Raw genomic sequence first — 18,552 nt, 5'->3', positions numbered from 1 at the left:
GCGGAGGTCTCCTGAATATGCTAATTAAGGCCTCTATTGCGGTGGCCTTTGTGTTGCTGGTGAAGGCTGTCTTCAAGCGGAAGCCACCTCAAAAGCCACTGACTATCGAAAGAATGATGCAGATCGGCGCAGGCAACTAAAGCGTCGAGTCCATGCGGACAGCGCCTGTTGCCGCGAGCAAGACGAAGCCCGACCCGCCCGATGAGAACTGTTCTCGGCGCGTCGAAGCGCGTAAACTCCTGGGTTGTATTACCGGCATTGTCACCTAGACAGGATCGGCGCGTTCCACTTCTGCGCATCCTGTCGGCGTGAGGGGTCTGAGCATTTCTTTAAGTTGATCCGGGTGCTTTACACCAAACAGATACCAATTCACGAGTTCCCGAGCGATAGTCTTCGCCTCATCACCGTCGAGCTGAAGGCCCTTGTCCGCGCAGACGTCCTCCAGCACCCGGCGCAGCAACGTCAGGTCGTCATTGTCGAGGGTATCGTAGGAAGAAAACATATCGAAGCCGCCCCAGCCATTGTTCGAGGTTGGAGCGGAGACTCATGTCTGTCAAAGAAAACCTAATATGAGCCGATCCGGGAGAGCTTTATCTTAGGTAAATGTTGCCGGCACAACACATCGATGTCTTTGGGCTGACCCACAGGCACGGGAAGGCTGACGTCGCGTACGCCATTGCCGGAGGCGTTAAGGTCGCGGGCCTGGGAGGAGCGAAGTCGTGTCGAGCGTCCGTCATAGCCGCGAAGGGTGCAGGGCGGAGACACCGGTAATCTCGGGAACGAAGGAAAATACCTTCTGAGGCGATGGCTGGCCGGCGGCTACCGCCTCCCGCGCCAGCTTTCCTGCGGTCTCGCCGATAGTGCGGCGAGGGGATCTCGATGTGGCGATCCTAGCCGGAAGCGCCAGTGCGAGATCCAGTCCGTTGAAGCCGGCAATCAGGATATCGCCAAGCGCCGAACCGCCGAGTTCCATGCAGGCAAATAGACCGCCAGTCGCCATGTCGTCGTTGGAATAGTATATGCAATCCAAATTCGGGGCAGGCGCAAGCATCTGCTGCGTCAGATGCTTTCCAAGTGCAATCGAGGAGAAGGCGTCGTCGATCTGCTGTTCGACGAAACCAAGGCCGTTCTCGTTCAACACACGTTCGAAGCCTGCCTTGCGCTTGCAGGCGCGCAGATCCCGGTTCAGGGCGCTTCCAATATAGCCGAACCGTCTGCGCCCGGCCGCGAGCAATGCTCTTGCCATGTCTTCACCGGCTTTGCCGTGCGAGAGCCCGACGTTGAAATCGATCGGCGTCCCGTCGAGATCCATGATCTGGATGACCGGAATGGCAGCGTTCTGCAGCATCCGAACGGTCTCCTGTGGCTGGTCGAGGCCGGTGACAACAATCGCTGAAGGCTGCCATGAGAGCATGTCCCGGATGATGGTATGCTCTTTTGCCGTGTCATAGTCGGATATGCCGAAAACTGCCTGCATGCCTGATCCCTCGAGCCCCGCAGAGATACCTGCCAGCACCTCGGGAAAGACGATGTTCGACATGCTGGGCACCACCACCGCGACGAGGTTTGTTCGCTGCGATGACAGTGAAAGCGCAAGCCGGTTGCCGACATAGGACAGGCGCTCTGCCGCCAGCAGCACCTTTTCGCGGGTCTCCTTGGATACATCGGCCACGCCGCGAAGTGCACGCGACGCGGTCATCTTGCTCACACCCGCCGCGGCGGCGACCTCTTCTAGAGTGGATTTGCGCATCCCAGAGAATCCCGATCGAATAGCCATTTAAGCTCGCGCCCAACACAGTCATATTTCGTATGGCGACGAAGTAAAGCCATCCGCAGTTGACATAGGGCATAAAAATGGCTCATGTTACCGATACCGGTATCGCTAACATAGATATCGGGATGTGGCTTGGCGTCTTAGGAGGAGCCATGCAGGGCGAAAAAACGGCAGCGGTCATCGGCTTGGGCTCCATGGGTTGGGGCGCGGCCCATTCGCTTCTCAAAGCGGGTTTTGCGGTCCACGGATGCGATGTGCGTCCGGATGTGTTGCAACGTTTTGCGGATGCGGGTGGGGAATCCTGCACCACGCCCGCCGATGCGGCCAAAGCAGCCAACGTGATTTTCGTATTCGTCGTCAACAGCAGTCAAGCGGAGGACGTGCTGTTCGGCCCGCAAGGAGCACTGGAAACGGCAACCCTTGGCACCGTCTTCCTGCTCTGCACCACCATGGCTCCGAGCGCCACCATCTCGATCGCCGAAAGGCTGGAGGCCGCCGGTATGCTTGTTGTCGACGCACCGGTATCCGGCGGTCACCTAAAGGCGCTTTCGGGCGAGATGACGGTGATGTCGTCCGGGTCGGATGAGGCTTATGCACGGGCGGAAGCAGCACTGGATGCGGTCTCGGCGAAGATATTCCGACTGGGGGATCGGCCCGGTCCCGGCTCCCAGGTCAAGATGATCAACCAGCTTCTGGCTGGCATACACATCGCCGCGACTGCCGAGGCGATGACGCTCGCCGCAAAAAGCGGCATCGATCTGAAGACGCTTTACGACGTGCTGCGGGTGTCCGCCGGCTCATCCTGGATGTTCGAAAACCGTGGCGAGCATATTGTTTCAGGCGATTACACGCCGCGTTCGGCGGTCAATATCTTCGTCAAAGATCTTGGCATCGTCACCTCAGAGGCGAAGAGGACCGGGGCGATAACGCCTCTCGCCGCAACCGCGCTGAATCTCTTCGTCGAAGCATCAGACGCCGGCTTCGGCCTGGAGGACGATGCGGCAGTCGTAAAAATCCTAGCGCGCAAGAGCGGCGCCATCCTGCCGGGCGTGGAGGGACAGGGCTGATGGCAACGGTGCTCGGTTGCATCGCGGACGATTTTACCGGCGCAACCGATCTCGCGGCGCTGCTCGCGCGTAGCGGCCTGCCGGTCTCATTGCGGATCGGTGTGCCTGCCGAAACCGAAGGGGTGGCAGATGCTGCCGCGTTCGAAGTCGTCGCCCTGAAATCCCGCACAGTACCGGTCGACGACGCGATCGCGCAAACACGACAGGCTTACGCCTGGCTGAAAAAGGCCGGCGCGACGCGCTTCTTCTGGAAATACTGCTCGACCTTCGACAGCACGGCGGAAGGCAATATCGGCCCGGTGGCCGAAATGCTGATGGCAGAGCTTGGCGCTACACAGACGATCTATTGCCCGGCCTTTCCGGAGAACGGCCGCAGCGTTTTCATGGGCCATCTCTTCGTCGGCGAACAGCTTCTGTCCGAAAGCCCGATGAGGGATCACCCGCTGACGCCAATGCGGGATTCGAGCCTTGTCCGACTGCTCGCGCCGCAAGTCCATAAAAAGGTTGGCCTTGCCAATCGCCTTGTGGTGGCGGAGGGCACTGAGGCGTTACAAGCAAGGCTGGAGACTCTTGCCGCCGAAGGTGTCATGCATGTCATCACCGATGCGGTGTCGGATCAGGATCTCGAAACGATTGCCGCTGCGACCGCCAACCTGCCGCTTCTCACCGGCGGCAGTGCCATTGCGGGAAAATTGCCGCGCCTTTATCTTGAGCAGGGTGTCGTCGAACCGTCTGCTGCGAGGAGCTCGGATAGCTTGCCGAAAGGGGGCCAGCTGGTGCTCTCGGGCAGCTGTTCGGCCATGACCCGCAAGCAAGTCGCTTATTACGCGGGCAAGAGCGCCAGCCTGCGGCTCGATCCGGTTGCGCTGGCAGGGGAGGGGGTTGGCCCTACGGAAGCTTGGCTGCAACGGCGTTCAGCCGAAGAACCGAAACTGATCTTCGCCACCGCCGAGCCGGAAGAAGTGCGCAAGGCGCAGGAGAAGCTTGGCTTCGAAAAGGCGAGCCAACTGGTGGAACAGGTTCTCGCGGATCTGGCACGGCAGGCTTTCCAGTCTGGCGTGCGTCGTTTCGTGGTCGCTGGCGGCGAGACATCCGGGGCAGTCATCCAGGCGCTCGGCATCAAACGGTTGGAGATCGGCCCGGAAATTGCGCCCGGCGTGCCCTGGACCTTCGCGGAGCTGGAAGGCGAGCGGGTCGCCCTGGCGCTGAAATCCGGCAATTTCGGTGGGGAAGCGTTCTTTGAGGATGCATTCAAACTGCTGGAGGCCGCATGAGCGAGGAAGCGCGACTGCGGGAAGATATCTGCCTGATGGCAAAGTCGCTCTACGACCGCGGTCTGACGGCCGGTTCGTCCGGCAATATCTCTGCGCGGCTTTCCGACGGGCGGTTGCTGGTGACGCCGACCGGCAGCTCTTTCGGCCGGCTCGACCCGGCAAGGCTTTCCTCCTTCGATCCGGACGGGCGATTGATCGGAGGCGACAAGCCCACCAAGGAGATGCCGCTGCATGCGGCCTTCTACGAAACCCGGCCAGACAAGACCGGTGCCGTGGTGCATCTGCATTCCTCTCATTCGGTGGCGCTGTCGCTGCTTTCGGATATCGATCCCGACAACATGCTGCCGCCGCTCACCGCCTATTCGATCATGAAGCTCGGCAAGGTGAAGCTGCTCCCCTATTTCATGCCCGGGGATCCTGCGATGGGCGATGCGATCCGCGGCCTTGCCGGCAGGCGAAGCGCGGTCATGCTCGCCGCCCATGGTCCGGTCGTATCTGCCAAGGATCTCGAGGCAGCGATCTATGCAATCGAGGAGCTTGAGGAGACGGCGAAGCTCGCCATGCTGACGCGCGGCGCCAATCCCTCTCTGCTCAGCCAGGCGCAGATTGCCGATCTCGTCCGAACCTATGACGTGGAGTGGGATTGAGCATGTTACGGTTCTCCGCCAATCTCGGTTTCCTATGGCAGGAGCTTTCGCTCCCCGATGCAATCCGGGCTGCCAAAGCGGCGGGTTTCGATGCGGTTGAGTGCCACTACCCTTACGATGTTTCGGCTACAGCGGTATGCGAGGCGCTTCAGGAAACCAAGTTGACCATGCTTGGCCTCAATACCATCCGGGGCAATGCCGAAGCGGGCGACAACGGACTTGCGGCCGTGCCGGGACGCGAGGATGAGGCCCGCCAGGCGAGCGAGCAGGCGATCGACTATGCCGCCGCCACTGGAACGCTCAACGTGCATGTCATGGCTGGCAAGGCTTCGGGCGAAACGGCGCGGGCGGCCTTCGTCGCCAACCTCAGGCACGCGTGCGAGCTCGCGGCCAAAGCCGGAATTACCATTCTGATCGAGCCGCTCAATCATCATGATGCGCCCGGCTATTTTCTGCAGACGTCCGAACAGGCGCTGGAAATCATCGCCGCGGTCGGCGCGCCGAATATCAAACTGATGTTCGACTGCTACCACCTGCAGATCACGCAAGGTGACTTGACCCGCAGGTTGCAAAAGTATCTGAATTCCATCGGGCATATTCAGATCGCATCGGTGCCTGACCGGCGGGAGCCGGATCATGGGGAGATTGATTACCGCTACATTTTCCGTCTGCTGGAAGAGCTAGGCTACGACCGCCCCGTAGGGGCCGAGTACCGGCCGGCTACCTCAACAGACGCGGGTCTCCAATGGTTGAAGGACTACCGGTGAAGGAGACGACGACGTCATGCCTGGCATGACGACTGCACGGAATTCGAATGGGAAACGGGCCGGATTTCGATGCGGCATCGAGACGATCTCGACGAAGGAAGACTGACGGCACTGGGAGGAATAGCCGACATGCATGTGATGATTTTGGGTGCAGCGGGCATGATCGGCCGCAAGCTGGTCGAAAAAATTGCGCGCGAGCCGCAGGTGCTTGGCAGCGCGATCAGCCGCCTGACGCTGGTCGATGCCTTTCAGCCCCCTATACCGGAGGCGCTTCAGTCTGTCACAACAACCCAGACGACCGATCTTGGTCGGACCGGCGTCGCAGAAAAGCTGATCGAGACCCGCCCGGATATGATCCTTCATCTCGCCGCGATCGTCTCCGGCGAGGCGGAGACCGATTTCGACAAGGGCTATGCGGTCAACCTTGATGGCACCCGGGCGTTGTTCGATGCGATCCGCCAGCAAGGCCTCAGGTCTGCTTACGTGCCGCGGGTGATCTTCGCATCCTCCATCGCGGTATTCGGCACACCCTTCCCGAACGTCATTCCGGACGAATTCTTCTCCACGCCGCTGACCAGCTACGGCACCCAAAAAGCGATTGCCGAACTGTTGCTCGCAGATTATTCCCGCCGCGGTATTTTCGACGGTATCGGTATTCGACTGCCGACGATCTGCGTGCGCCCGGGCGCACCGAACAAGGCGGCGTCCGGCTTCTTCTCTAATATTCTGCGCGAGCCTTTGGTCGGCAAGGAAGCCGTGCTGCCGGTCAATGATAACGTGCGGCATTGGTTTGCGAGCCCGCGCTCAGCCGTCGGCTTCTTCGTGCATGCCGCGACACTCGATACGGCGAAGGTCGGGCCGCGGCGTAACCTGACCATGCCTGGGCTTTCCGCGCTCGTTTCCGAGGAGATCGAGGCGCTGCGCCGGATTGCGGGCGATAAGACCGTCGCTCTGATCAAGCGCGAGCCAGACCCCGTGATAGAACGCATCGTCGCCGGCTGGCCGACGCAGTTCGATGCGAGCCGGGCCTCAGCGCTCGGCTTCAAGGCGGAGACGGATTTCGATCAGATCCTTCAGGTGCATATCGAGGACGAACTCGGTGGGAGGATAGCATGAGCGTTGCGTCTTCAAAGATCGCGCTGGTGACTGGCGGCGGTACGGGTGTCGGGCGCGCTATCGCCAAGGCGCTGGGTGCGGCCGGCTACAAGGTCGTGATATCCGGACGGCGAGCCGACGTGCTGCAGAAGGCCGCCGGTGAGCTCGGCAAGGAGACCGGCGCCGAGTTTCTTGCCGTGCCCGCCGATGTCGGCGAGCCGGCGGCGGTTAGGGCGCTGTTCGACGCGGTCTCGGAAAAACACGGCCGGCTCGACCTGCTCGTCAACAATGCCGGCATCAACGTCCCGAACGTGCCCATGGAAGAGCTTTCCTTCGAGCATTGGAACACGATCGTCGCGGCCAATCTCACCGGCGCATTCCTCTGCACGCAACAGGCATTCCGGCTGATGAAGAGCCAGAACCCACGCGGTGGCCGCATCATCAACAACGGCTCGGTTTCGGCCACGACCCCGCGGCCGAACACGGCGCCCTATACGGCGACCAAGCATGCGATCACGGGACTGACGAAATCGACGGCACTTGATGGGCGCGACTTCGACATTGCCTGCGGCCAGATCGATATCGGCAATGCTTCCACCGACATGACGAAAAAGATGGCCGCCGGTGTGATGCAGGCAAACGGCTCCCTGGCCGCTGAGGCGACAATCGATGCCAGTCACATAGCCGACGCAGTCGTCTATATGGCGAGCCTTCCACTCAGCGCCAACGTGCTGACGATGACGGTAATGGCGACTCAAATGCCCTTTGTGGGGCGCGGGTAGCCAGCCTATGGTGCCGGTAAGATGTAAATTGATACAAATACATAGCATGTAGTGCTCGAAATCTGGGAGGAGGGAGTATGGCAGGCGTTCAATTCGCGGACGTTCGGAAATCGTTCGGTCAGTTTCCGGTCATCAAGGGCGTGAACATCGATATCGCCGATGGGGAATTCGTGATCCTGGTCGGCCCGTCGGGCTGTGGCAAATCCACTCTCCTGAGGATGCTGGCCGGGCTTGAGAACATTTCCGGCGGAGAGATCAAGATCGGCGGGCGGGTCGTCAACACGCTACCGCCCAAGGACCGGGACATCGCCATGGTGTTTCAGAACTATGCGCTCTATCCGCATATGACGGTGCAGCAGAACATGGGCTTCTCGCTAATGCTCAACAAGGCGCCCAAGACAGAAGCCGAGAAGCGGGTGAAATATGCCGCGGGCATCCTCGGCCTCGACAAACTGCTCGACCGTTATCCGCGCCAGCTTTCGGGAGGCCAGCGCCAGCGTGTTGCCATGGGGCGGGCCATCGTGCGTGATCCGGAGGTCTTCCTGTTCGACGAACCGCTATCCAACCTTGATGCGAAGCTGCGTGTTGCGATGCGCGCGGAGATCAAGGAACTGCACCAGAGGCTGAAGACGACCACGGTCTACGTCACCCATGACCAGATCGAGGCCATGACCATGGCCGACAAGATCGTCGTCATGCATGACGGCGTTGTGGAGCAGGTCGGCACGCCACTTGAGCTTTATGACAGGCCCGCCAATCTCTTCGTCGGCGGCTTCATCGGCTCGCCGGCGATGAACATGATCAGGGGCAGGCTCGATCCCGAAAATCCGACAAGCTTCAGGGCATCGGATGGCACGGCGCTCCCGGTCTCCAATCCGCCGGCCGGCGCCATGGGCCGCGACCTCGTCTACGGGCTCCGCCCGGAATATATCTCTCTCGACGCAAATGGCCTGCCCGGCGAGATCGTGGTGATCGAGCCGACCGGCTACGAGACCCATCTCACCCTCAAGCTTGGCGGCAGCGATGTCAGCTGCGTCTTCCGCGAACGCGTCAGCGCGCGGCCGGGCGAAACCCTGCGCGTCGCGATCGACGCCTCGCATGTTCATCTCTTCGATGCCGAAACCGGCCGGAGGTTGACCGACTGACGCCTGTCCTGCGGCGGCGCGGGGGTGGAGGAGCTCTCCCGTCGATCACAGGTCGGCAAGCATCCCGCTCACGGGATGCAAGGAACCGCCGTTCACCAAGCGGGAGGTGAATGCCGGAGAGTTCGCTCCCGCGTTTTTGAAGAGGAGGAATATCATGACGATCAAGAGACGTGACTTTCTTGCTGCCTCGGCTACCGTCGCCGGCGCCGCCGGCTTTGGCATCCGCCCGTCCTTTGCGCAGGCCGAGCCGGCCTACAAGCCGGAAAGCGGGGCAAGCCTTCGTCTGCTGCGTTGGACGCCCTTTGTCAAAGGCGACGAGGAGGCCTGGCTTGCCAATACCAAGAAATTCACGGATGCAACCGGCGTCCAGGTGCGTATCGACAAGGAAAGCTGGGAAGATATTCGCCCAAAATCAGCCGTCGCGGCCAACGTCGGTTCGGGGCCTGACCTCGTTATGTGCTGGTTCGATGATGCCCACCAGTATCCCGACAAACTTGTCGACCTGACCGAACTCGCCAACTATCTGGGCAACAAGTATGGCGGCTGGTACGATGGCGTGAAGGGCTATGCTTCGCGCGGCGACACATTCATCGCCATGCCGCTTGCGGCGATCGGCAATGCCGTGGTCTATCGCGACAGCCATGTGAAGGCCGCCGGTTTCAGCGAATTTCCCAAGGATACCGCAGGCCTCCTCGAGCTTTGCAAGGCGATGAAGGCGAAAGGCACGCCCGCAGGCTTCCCTCACGGCAAGGCCGTCGGTGACGGCAACAACTACGCCCATTGGCTGCTGTGGAGCCATGGTGGCAAAATGGTCGACGAAAGCGGCAAGGTGACAATCAACAGCCCCGAAACGCTTGCTTCGATCAACTACGCCAAGCAGCTCTATGCGACATTCATTCCGGGCACCGAAAGCTGGCAGGACATCAATAACAACCGGGCCTTTCTCGCAGGCCAGGTATCGCTCATCGCCAACGGCGTCTCCGTGTACTACGCTGCAAAGAACGATCCGAAGCTCGCCGAGATCGTCAAGGACATCCGTTCGACGAATTTTCCGATCGGCCCGGTGGGCAAGAGCGTCGAGCTGCATCAGACGAGTTCACTGCTGCTCTTCAAGCATACCAAATATCCGGAGGCGGCGAAGGCCTACATCAAGTTCATGATGGAAGCCGACCAGATGAACGCCTGGATCCAGGGCTCCAGCGCCTATTGCTGCCAGCCGCTCAAGGCTTTCGCAAAGAACCCGATCTGGACCGCCGATCCGATCCACGCGCCCTATGCACGTGCCTCTGAAACGCTGCGTCCGAACGGCTACGCCGGCCCGCTCGGTTACGCCTCCGCAGCGACCATGGCCGACTACGTTCTGGTCGACATGTATGCGGCTGCAGTCACCGGCCAGATGTCGGCGGAAGATGCAATGAAAGAAGCTGAGCGTCGGGCGAACCGCTACTATCGCGTCTGATCTGCGCTCCAAAGCATGCGGCATGTCGGTCCTCGGCATGCCGCAAAGTCCTCAGGGAGTTCAAACGCAATCTGGAGATAAGCAATGTCGACCGTGAATTCGGGAGGTGATCGCAGGCCGATCTCCTCGCTCCTGCAGAATAACAATGTGCTCGGCTTCCTGTTCATGCTGCCGGCGGCAGTGTTCCTCGTCTGCTTTCTCACCTATCCGCTTGGGCTCGGCGTCTGGCTCGGCTTTACCGATACGAGGATCGGCCGCGACGGCATCTTCATCGGGCTGGAGAACTACCAGTTCCTGATGGACGATTCCGTCTTCTGGCTGTCGGTCTTCAACACCATTCTCTACACCTTCGTCGCCTCGGTGCTGAAATTTGCGCTCGGTCTCTGGCTGGCGCTTCTGTTGAACCAGCACCTGCCGTTCAAGTCCTTCTTCCGGGCAATCGTCCTGCTTCCCTGGGTGGTACCGACAGTGCTGTCGGCGCTCGCGTTCTGGTGGATCTACGATTCCCAGTTTTCGATCGTTTCCTGGTCGCTGATCGAGCTCGGCCTGATCAACGAGCCGATCAACTTCCTCGGCGATCCCGTCAACGCGCGCATATCCGTCATCATCGCCAATGTCTGGCGCGGCATTCCCTTCGTGGCTATTTCGCTGCTGGCGGGCCTGCAGACCATTCCGGCGTCGCTGCAGGAGGCCGCCTCGCTCGACGGCGCTACGAGCTGGCAGCGTTTCCGCTATGTGACGCTGCCGATGCTGACGCCGATCATCGCCGTCGTGATGACCTTCTCGGTGCTTTTCACCTTCACGGATTTCCAGCTCATCTACGTGCTGACCAAGGGGGGGCCTGTTAATGCCACGCATCTGATGGCGACACTGTCGTTCCAGCGCGGCATTCCCGGCGGGCAGCTCGGCGAGGGTGCGGCAATCGCGGTCGCCATGGTGCCCTTCCTGCTCGGCGCGATCATGTTCAGTTTCTTTGGCCTGCAACGCCGCAAATGGCAGCAGGGCGGCCAGGACTAGGGAGAGTGACGATGTCGACAAATTCAAGCACAGCCGATCAGGTCGTTACCGACAATGCCGAGGGCATGAGCTATCTGAACCGCTTGCCGCGGCGGATCGTGACGCTCTACCTGCCAATGGCCGTCTTCGTCTTCGTTCTGCTCTTTCCGTTCTACTGGATGGCAGTCACTGCGGTGAAACCCAACGAACAACTGACCGATTACAGCAACTACAGCCCGTTCTGGGTGGTTGGGCCGACACTAGCGCACATCAAATACCTGTTCCTCGAGACATCCTATCCAGGCTGGCTATGGAACACGATGCTGGTAGCAGTCTGCTCCACCTTTCTCTCGCTGCTCGCATCCGTATTCGGCGCCTATGCAATCGAGCGCGTGCGCTTCACGGGCTCGCGTTCCGTCGGTCTGGTGATTTTCCTCGCTTATCTCGTCCCTCCGTCGATCCTCTTTATCCCGCTTGCCTTCATTGTCTTCAAGCTCGGGATCTACGACTCGCGGCTTGCGCTGATCTTCACATATCCGACCTTCCTCATTCCCTTCTGCACCTGGTTGCTGATGGGTTATTTCCGCTCGATCCCGTTCGAGCTGGAAGAAAGCGCGCTGGTGGACGGGGCCAACAGGTGGCAGATTCTCACCAAGATCATCCTCCCGCTCGCAGTGCCGGGGTTGATCTCGGCTGGGATCTTCGCCTTCACGCTATCCTGGAACGAGTTCATCTATGCGCTTACTTTCATTCAGTCTTCGGAAAACAAGACTATCCCGGTCGGCGTGCTGACCGAGCTGGTACGCGGCGACGTCTTCGAATGGGGATCATTGATGGCGGGCGCATTGTTCGGCTCGCTCCCGGTGGTAATCCTCTACTCGTTCTTCGTGGACTACTACGTCTCCTCGATGACGGGCGCGGTGAAGGAATAGCGTCCGACCGGATTTCGTTGACCGCAGCAACCTGCAACAGCTGCCTCCGCGTCCTTACCGTATCGGTGAGGACGCTTTGACGGTGCTTTCGGCAGGGAATCGGAAAGAAGCAGGGTTCTGATCCGGATGCCCACCAAGTGCATCGAATAAAACTCGTGCCGAGCCCGATATCTTTGGCAGCATGTGCCGCCTCGACGATTGCGTCACTGCCGAATATGGCATCAATTGCTTCGAGCAGTGGCCATGGCAATTTGCCGAGAGAGCCCTAATTCTATTCATTATTTTTGATGGGGGGCTTCATGCCAAATCGAAGCGGTGACGTGCAGCGTGATCTTGTTGGCTCCGAGCAACCTGGCGATACGGATGTAGACGCGATCGCGGCAGACGAAACCAGTGCACTTCTGGATGTTCTTCTAGCGGTGCGGCGCGGCGATTTTTCAGTGAGGATGCGGTCCGATCTCACCGGCTTGACAGGAAAAGTCGCCGATGCGCTCAACGACATTATTGCAGCCAACCAGCGCATGGCACAGCAGCTCGAGCAGGTGGGGCAGGTCGTCGGCCGGGAAGGGCGGACCAGTACGCGGGTCCGCTTCGGGCTTTCGGACGGCTCCTGGTCGGAAATGGAAGGTTCCATCAACCAGCTTATCGATGATCTCCTGTGGCCGACGACGGCTGTCACCCGAACCATCACGGCCGTGGCCAAAGGCGATCTCCTCCAGACGGTTCCTCTCGATGTCGACGGTCGGCCGCTGAAGGGAGAGTTCCTGCGCTCTGCCGATATCGTCAATACGATGATCAAGCAGCTCAGCGTCTTCACCTCGGAAGTCACGCGCGTGGCGCGCGAGGTTGGCACGGACGGGAAGCTAGGTGGTCAGGCGCAGGTGCCCGAGGTGACGGGGGTTTGGAAAGACCTGACGGAGAGCGTCAACTCGATGGCCTCCAACCTGACGGCCCAGGTGCGAAACATTGCCGAGGTCACGATCGCGGTGGCAAACGGCGACCTTTCCAAGAAGATCACGGTCGATGTGCGGGGCGAAATCCTGCAACTCAAGGAAGCCATCAACACGATGGTGGATCAGCTCCGCTCCTTCGCGTCGGAGGTGACGCGCGTGGCACGCGAGGTAGGGACCGAGGGTAAGCTCGGCGGCCAGGCATTGGTGCCCGGCGTGGCTGGTACATGGAAGGACCTGACCGACTCGGTCAACGCCATGTGCGGCAACCTGACGGCTCAGGTACGTAACATCGCCCAGGTGACCACGGCCGTGGCGCGCGGCGACCTGTCTCGCAAGATCACCGTGGATGTGTCGGGGGAAATTCTGGAATTGAAAGAAACCATCAACACGATGGTCGACCAGCTGAATGGCTTTGCCGGCGAAGTAACGCGCGTCGCCCGTGAAGTGGGCACCGAAGGCCGACTCGGCGGCCAGGCGCAGGTGCCGGGCGTCGCCGGCACCTGGAAGGATCTGACCGACAACGTCAACTCCATGGCCTCGAACCTGACCGCGCAAGTACGCAATATTGCCGAAGTTTCGACCGCGATCGCCAACGGCGACCTGTCGAAGAAGATCACGGTCACCGTGTCGGGTGAAATCCTTGAACTGAAGGAAACCATCAACACGATGGTCGACCAGTTGAACGCCTTCGCTTCTGAAGTAACGCGCGTCGCCCGCGAAGTCGGAACCGAAGGCCGGCTCGGAGGACAAGCGAATGTCCGAGGCGTCGCCGGTACCTGGAAGGATCTGACCGAAAATGTCAACTCGATGGCGGGCAACCTGACGGCTCAGGTGCGCAACATCGCGGAGGTCTCGACGGCAATCGCCAATGGCGACCTCTCCAAAAAGATCACGGTCGACGTCAAAGGCGAAATTCTCGAGCTAAAGGAAACTATCAACACGATGGTCGACCAGTTGAATGCCTTCGCGTCAGAAGTGACGCGCGTCGCCCGAGAAGTGGGAACAGAGGGGCAGCTCGGCGGACAGGCCAATGTGCGAGGCGTTGCAGGCACCTGGAAGGACCTGACCGACTCGGTTAATTCCATGGCATCGAACCTCACCGCCCAGGTCCGCAACATTGCCGAAGTCGCGACCGCCGTGGCGCAGGGCGACCTGTCGAAAAAGATCACGGTCACGGTGTCGGGCGAAATTCTCGAGCTCAAGGAAACCATCAACACGATGGTCGACCAGCTCAACGGTTTCGCCGGCGAGGTCACACGCGTCGCGCGTGAGGTCGGTACGGAGGGACGGCTTGGCGGACAGGCGAACGTTCTGGGCGTCGCCGGCACCTGGAAGGATCTGACCGACAGCGTGAACTCGATGGCCGGGAATCTGACCGCGCAGGTTCGCAACATCGCGGAAGTCTCGACAGCGATCGCCAATGGCGACCTGTCGAAGAAGATTACCGTGACGGTATCGGGCGAAATCCTGGAGCTCAAGGAAACCCTGAACACCATGGTGGATCAGCTGAACCGGTTCGCCTCGGAAGTGACGCGCGTGGCCCGCGAAGTCGGAACCGAAGGCAAGCTCGGCGGTCAGGCCCAGGTTCCGGGTGTCGCCGGCACCTGGAAGGACCTGACCGAAAACGTCAATTCCATGGCATCCAACCTTACCGGGCAGGTCCGCAACATCGCTGAGGTCACCACGGCAGTTGCACGCGGTGACCTGTCACGCAAGATCACCGTCGACGTGAAGGGGGAAATCCTCGAACTGAAAAACACCATCAACACGATGGTCGATCAGCTCAACGCCTTCGCCGGCGAAGTCACCCGTGTCGCGCGCGAAGTGGGTACCGAAGGCAAGCTCGGCGGTCAGGCGCAGGTTTCGGGCGTCGCCGGCACCTGGAAGGACTTGACCGACAGCGTGAACTCGATGGCAGGCAATCTGACGGCGCAGGTGCGAAATATCGCCGAGGTGGCTACAGCCATTGCCAACGGCGACCTGTCGCGCAAGATTACTGTCGACGTGCGCGGGGAGATTCTCCTGTTGAAAGATACGCTCAACACGATGGTGGACCAGCTGCGTTCCTTCGCTGGCGAAGTTACCCGTGTCGCCCGCGAGGTGGGTACCGACGGCCGTCTCGGCGGTCAGGCGGTCGTTCCCGGGGTTGCCGGCACCTGGAAGGACCTGACGGACAACGTCAACCTGCTCGCAGCCAACCTGACGACCCAAGTCCGTAATATCGCGGAAGTCACAACGGCGGTTGCGCGTGGCGACCTGTCGCGCAAGATCACGGTCGATGTGAAGGGAGAGATCCTCGAACTGAAAAATACCATCAATACGATGGTTGATCAGCTCAACGCTTTTGCAGGCGAAGTCACACGCGTCGCGCGTGAGGTGGGCACCGAAGGTAAGCTCGGGGGCCAGGCACAGGTGCCGGGCGTTGCCGGCACCTGGAAGGACTTGACCGACACGGTCAATGTCATGGCTGCCAACCTGACCGAACAGGTGCGCGGCATCGTCAAGGTGGTGACCGCCGTTGCCAACGGCGATTTGAAGCAGAACCTGACGGTTGCCTCGAAGGGCGAAGTTGCCGCTCTTGCCGAGACGATCAACAACATGACCAACACGCTTGCGACTTTCGCCGACCAGGTGACGACGGTGGCGCGCGAAGTGGGCGTCGAAGGGCGGCTGGGTGGCCAGGCCAATGTGCCGGGCACGGCTGGCACCTGGAAGGATTTGACCGGCAACGTCAACCTTCTCGCCGCAAACCTTACCACGCAGGTTCGCGCGATCGCCGAGGTAGCTACCGCGGTCACCAAGGGCGACCTGACGCGATCTATCCAGGTCGAAGCTCGCGGAGAAGTGGCGGAGCTTAAGGACAATATCAATACGATGATCGACAACCTCCGCCTAACGACGGAGCGCAACACGGAACAGGACTGGCTGAAAACGAACTTGGCCCGGTTTACCAACATGCTGCAGGGGCAGCGCGACCTGACGCTCGTCGGCAAGATGCTGTTGTCGGAGCTCGTCCCACTCGTTGGTGCCCACCAGGGCGTCATCTATCAAGTGGATGGCGTCGAGGGACATCAGCCGACCCTTTCGCTGTTGTCGGTCTACGCACAGGGTATCGAGGCAGCACATCCCATGCGCCTTGAGTTTGGCCAGGGGCTCGTCGGCCAGTGCGCAAGCGACGCTCGAAGGATACTGATTACAGATCTCCCAGCCAACGTCGTACCGATAAGCTCGGGGGTGTTTTCGACCCTTCCAAGGAGCGCAATCGTCCTGCCAGTCCATTTCGAGGGGCAGGTCCAGGCGGTGATCGAACTGGCTTCGGCAGGCACGTTCACCGATCTCCAGCTGTCGTTCCTCGACCAGCTGACGACCTCGATCGGGATCGTCCTCAACTCCATCGAGGCAACCATGCAGACCGAGGGACTGCTCAAGCAGTCCCAGAAGCTCGCAGCCGAGCTCCAGACCCAGCAGCGCGAGCTCCAGCAGACGAACGAGCAGCTTGAGCAGAAGGCACAGCAGCTCGAGGAGCGCAATGTCGAGGTCGAGGCCAAGAACCAGGAAATCGAGCAGGCCCGCACGGCGCTCGAGGAAAAGGCTGCCGAGCTGGCGCTAACCTCGAAATACAAGTCAGAATTTCTGGCCAACATGTCGCATGAACTGCGTACGCCGCTCAATTCCATCCTCATCCTCGGCCAGCAGCTCGGGGAAAACCCCGAAGGAAACCTCTCGCCAAAGCAGGTGGAATTCGCAAAAACCATCCACGGCGCCGGCACCGATCTGCTGAACCTGATCAGCGACATCCTCGACCTGTCCAAGATTGAATCGGGAACAGTTTCGGTCGATGTCGAGGAAATATTCATCACCAATTTGCTCGAGGTAATGGCGCGGCCGTTCCGGCATGAAGCCGAAAACCGCGGGCTCTCCTTCGCGCTGGAGGTCGGCTCGGACGTCGAAAAGAGCATCATCACCGATTCCAAGCGGCTTCAGCAGATCCTCAAGAATCTGCTCTCGAATGCCTTCAAGTTTACCGCTCAAGGCGGTGTCACCCTCAGGATCGCGACAGTGGCCGGAGGCTGGTCTCCCGATCATCCCTCCCTTAAGCATGCCCCGTCGGTCATCGCCTTCGAGGTTGCCGATACCGGCATCGGCATCCCGCCTGAAAAGCAGCGGATCATCTTCGAGGCATTCCAGCAGGCGGATGCATCGACGAGCCGCAAATATGGCGGCACAGGGCTTGGTCTCGCCATCAGCCGAGAGCTTGCGAACCTGCTTGGTGGCGAGATTCAACTCCGCAGCAGCCCGGGCGTCGGCAGCACGTTCATCCTATATCTGCCGCTGACCTACGTGGGAGCGGGCGCCGCCGCCCCAAAACCCATGTCTGTTCACAGCAATGTTGTCCAACTCGCCGAAGCCGCAGCGAGCAGGCGAGCCGACAAGCCAGTCGAACAGATCGAAGACGACCGCGGGAATATCTTGCCGGGGGACGCTGTGCTGCTCGTCGTCGAGGATGATGCGCACTATGCCCGGGTGCTGCTCGACCTTGCCCGAGACAACGGTTTCAAGGTTTTGGCGGCGATGCGCGGCAGCGATGCGTTGAACCTGGCGCAAAAATACCAACCGGCGGCGATCTCGCTCGATATCTTCCTGCCTGATATGCTGGGCTGGACGGTGCTCAGTCAGCTCAAACAGAATGCGCAGACCCGGCACATTCCGGTTCAGATCATCAGCCTAGACGAGGACCGGCAACACGGGCTTACCCGCGGTGCGTTCGCGTTCATGAGCAAACCCACGACGCCGGAAGGCCTCGGTAAAGCGCTTTCCCGTCTGAAGTCCTATTCGCAGGCGAGGCGAAAGCGCCTTCTCCTAGTTGAGGACAATGAGGCGGAGCGTATCAGCGTCGCGGCACTTCTTGGTCATGACGATATCGATATTGCCAGCGTGGGTACCGGCTCCGAGGCTCTGGCCGCACTCAAGCAGGACCCCGCTGACTGCGTGGTACTCGATCTGTCTTTGCCTGATATGTCGGGATTTGAGGTGCTGGAACGGATGCGCGACGACGAAGCGATCGGCGAGGTGCCAGTCGTCGTGTTCACCGGGCGCGAACTCTCTCCCGAAGAGGATGCGCAACTCCACACCATGGCGCAGAGCGTGGTGGTGAAAGGTGTGGAATCGCCGGAACGACTGCTGGATGAGACGGCGCTGTTTCTGCATCGCGTCGTGGCGAACATGCCTTCTGCCAAGCAGGCAATGCTGGAGGAACTTCACAGTTCCGACGAGAACCTTGTGGGCGAGACGGTGTTGCTGGTCGATGACGACGCCCGCAACATCTTCGCACTCAGCAGCGTGCTTGAACGCCGTGGTATGAAGGTCCTGACAGCCACGACCGGTAACGAGGCGATCGCCGTCATCAACAAGGAACCCCAGCTCGCCATCGTTTTGATGGACATCATGATGCCTGGAATGGACGGTTTCGAGACGATGCAAGTCATCCGCTCCGATCCGAGATTTCGACGTCTGCCGATCCTGGCACTGACGGCGAAGGCGATGAAAGGTGACCGCGAGAAGTGCCTTGAGGCGGGCGCGTCGGACTATCTGGCCAAACCCGTCAATACCGAGCAACTCCTGTCTGCTCTGCGCATGTGGCTTCACCGCTGAGGATCCGGC

The 18,552-nt window shown here is 60.3% G+C and carries 13 protein-coding genes; 11 read left to right on the top strand and 2 right to left on the bottom strand.

Annotated elements, in window-relative coordinates:
* Window positions 1-265 precede the first annotated feature (265 nt).
* Together C5L13_RS08935 and C5L13_RS08930 are read right to left on the bottom strand one after the other, a co-directional pair.
* Window positions 266-502, bottom strand: a complete 237-nt coding sequence (locus tag C5L13_RS08935; RefSeq protein ID WP_105382919.1) for a hypothetical protein — start codon at window positions 500-502, stop codon at window positions 266-268.
* A gap of 231 nt (window positions 503-733) precedes the next feature.
* Window positions 734-1,750 carry a LacI family DNA-binding transcriptional regulator gene (locus C5L13_RS08930; protein ID WP_105382918.1) on the bottom strand — a complete coding sequence of 339 codons (1,017 nt, stop codon included), beginning with the start codon at window positions 1,748-1,750 and terminating at the stop codon, window positions 734-736.
* A 176-nt stretch (window positions 1,751-1,926) separates the two neighbouring features.
* Between C5L13_RS08930 and ltnD the strand changes: the two genes are divergently transcribed.
* From ltnD to C5L13_RS08875, 11 genes are all read left to right on the top strand, one after another.
* A complete protein-coding gene (gene ltnD, locus C5L13_RS08925; RefSeq protein ID WP_105382917.1) occupies window positions 1,927-2,841 on the top strand; it encodes an L-threonate dehydrogenase in 915 nt (304 codons plus the stop codon).
* Window positions 2,841-4,115 (top strand): 3-oxo-tetronate kinase, encoded by a 1,275-nt coding sequence (gene otnK, locus C5L13_RS08920; protein ID WP_105382916.1) that lies wholly within the window; start codon window positions 2,841-2,843, stop codon window positions 4,113-4,115. The genes ltnD and otnK overlap by 1 nt, the downstream gene beginning before the upstream one ends.
* The gene (otnC, locus tag C5L13_RS08915) at window positions 4,112-4,762 is read left to right on the top strand and encodes a 3-oxo-tetronate 4-phosphate decarboxylase (protein ID WP_105382915.1); all 651 of its coding nucleotides are present in this window, start codon (window positions 4,112-4,114) and stop codon (window positions 4,760-4,762) included. Before otnK ends, otnC begins: the two co-directional genes overlap by 4 nt.
* Window positions 4,763-4,764: 2 nt before the next feature.
* Window positions 4,765-5,529: a hydroxypyruvate isomerase family protein gene (locus C5L13_RS08910; RefSeq protein WP_105382914.1), complete on the top strand. Its 765-nt coding sequence runs from the start codon at window positions 4,765-4,767 to the stop codon at window positions 5,527-5,529.
* 129 nt (window positions 5,530-5,658) lie between these two features.
* A complete protein-coding gene (denD, locus tag C5L13_RS08905) occupies window positions 5,659-6,645 on the top strand; it encodes a D-erythronate dehydrogenase (protein WP_105382913.1) in 987 nt (328 codons plus the stop codon).
* Window positions 6,642-7,406: an SDR family oxidoreductase gene (locus tag C5L13_RS08900; protein ID WP_105382912.1), complete on the top strand. Its 765-nt coding sequence runs from the start codon at window positions 6,642-6,644 to the stop codon at window positions 7,404-7,406. Before denD ends, C5L13_RS08900 begins: the two co-directional genes overlap by 4 nt.
* Window positions 7,407-7,483: 77 nt before the next feature.
* Entirely contained in the window at window positions 7,484-8,551 is a 1,068-nt protein-coding gene (locus C5L13_RS08895; protein ID WP_105382911.1) for an ABC transporter ATP-binding protein, read from the top strand.
* Between the two features lie 154 nt (window positions 8,552-8,705).
* Window positions 8,706-10,010, top strand: coding sequence for an ABC transporter substrate-binding protein (locus C5L13_RS08890; protein WP_105382910.1), 1,305 nt, complete (start codon window positions 8,706-8,708; stop codon window positions 10,008-10,010).
* Between the two features lie 84 nt (window positions 10,011-10,094).
* On the top strand, window positions 10,095-11,027 hold the full coding sequence (locus C5L13_RS08885; protein WP_105382909.1) for a carbohydrate ABC transporter permease: 933 nt from the start codon (window positions 10,095-10,097) through the stop codon (window positions 11,025-11,027).
* An 11-nt stretch (window positions 11,028-11,038) separates the two neighbouring features.
* The gene (locus tag C5L13_RS08880; RefSeq protein WP_105382908.1) at window positions 11,039-11,938 is read left to right on the top strand and encodes a carbohydrate ABC transporter permease; all 900 of its coding nucleotides are present in this window, start codon (window positions 11,039-11,041) and stop codon (window positions 11,936-11,938) included.
* Window positions 11,939-12,237: 299 nt separating this feature from the next.
* Window positions 12,238-18,543 (top strand): HAMP domain-containing protein, encoded by a 6,306-nt coding sequence (locus C5L13_RS08875; RefSeq protein WP_105383137.1) that lies wholly within the window; start codon window positions 12,238-12,240, stop codon window positions 18,541-18,543.
* The last annotated feature ends 9 nt before the right edge of the window (window positions 18,544-18,552 follow it).

Origin of the sequence: Neorhizobium alkalisoli, assembly GCF_002968635.1 — a bacterium.
In the GTDB taxonomy this organism is placed as follows: Bacteria; Pseudomonadota; Alphaproteobacteria; order Rhizobiales; family Rhizobiaceae; genus Neorhizobium; species Neorhizobium alkalisoli.
Note: the sequence above shows the minus strand (reverse complement) of the source record. Positions and strands in the feature narration are given on the sequence as shown.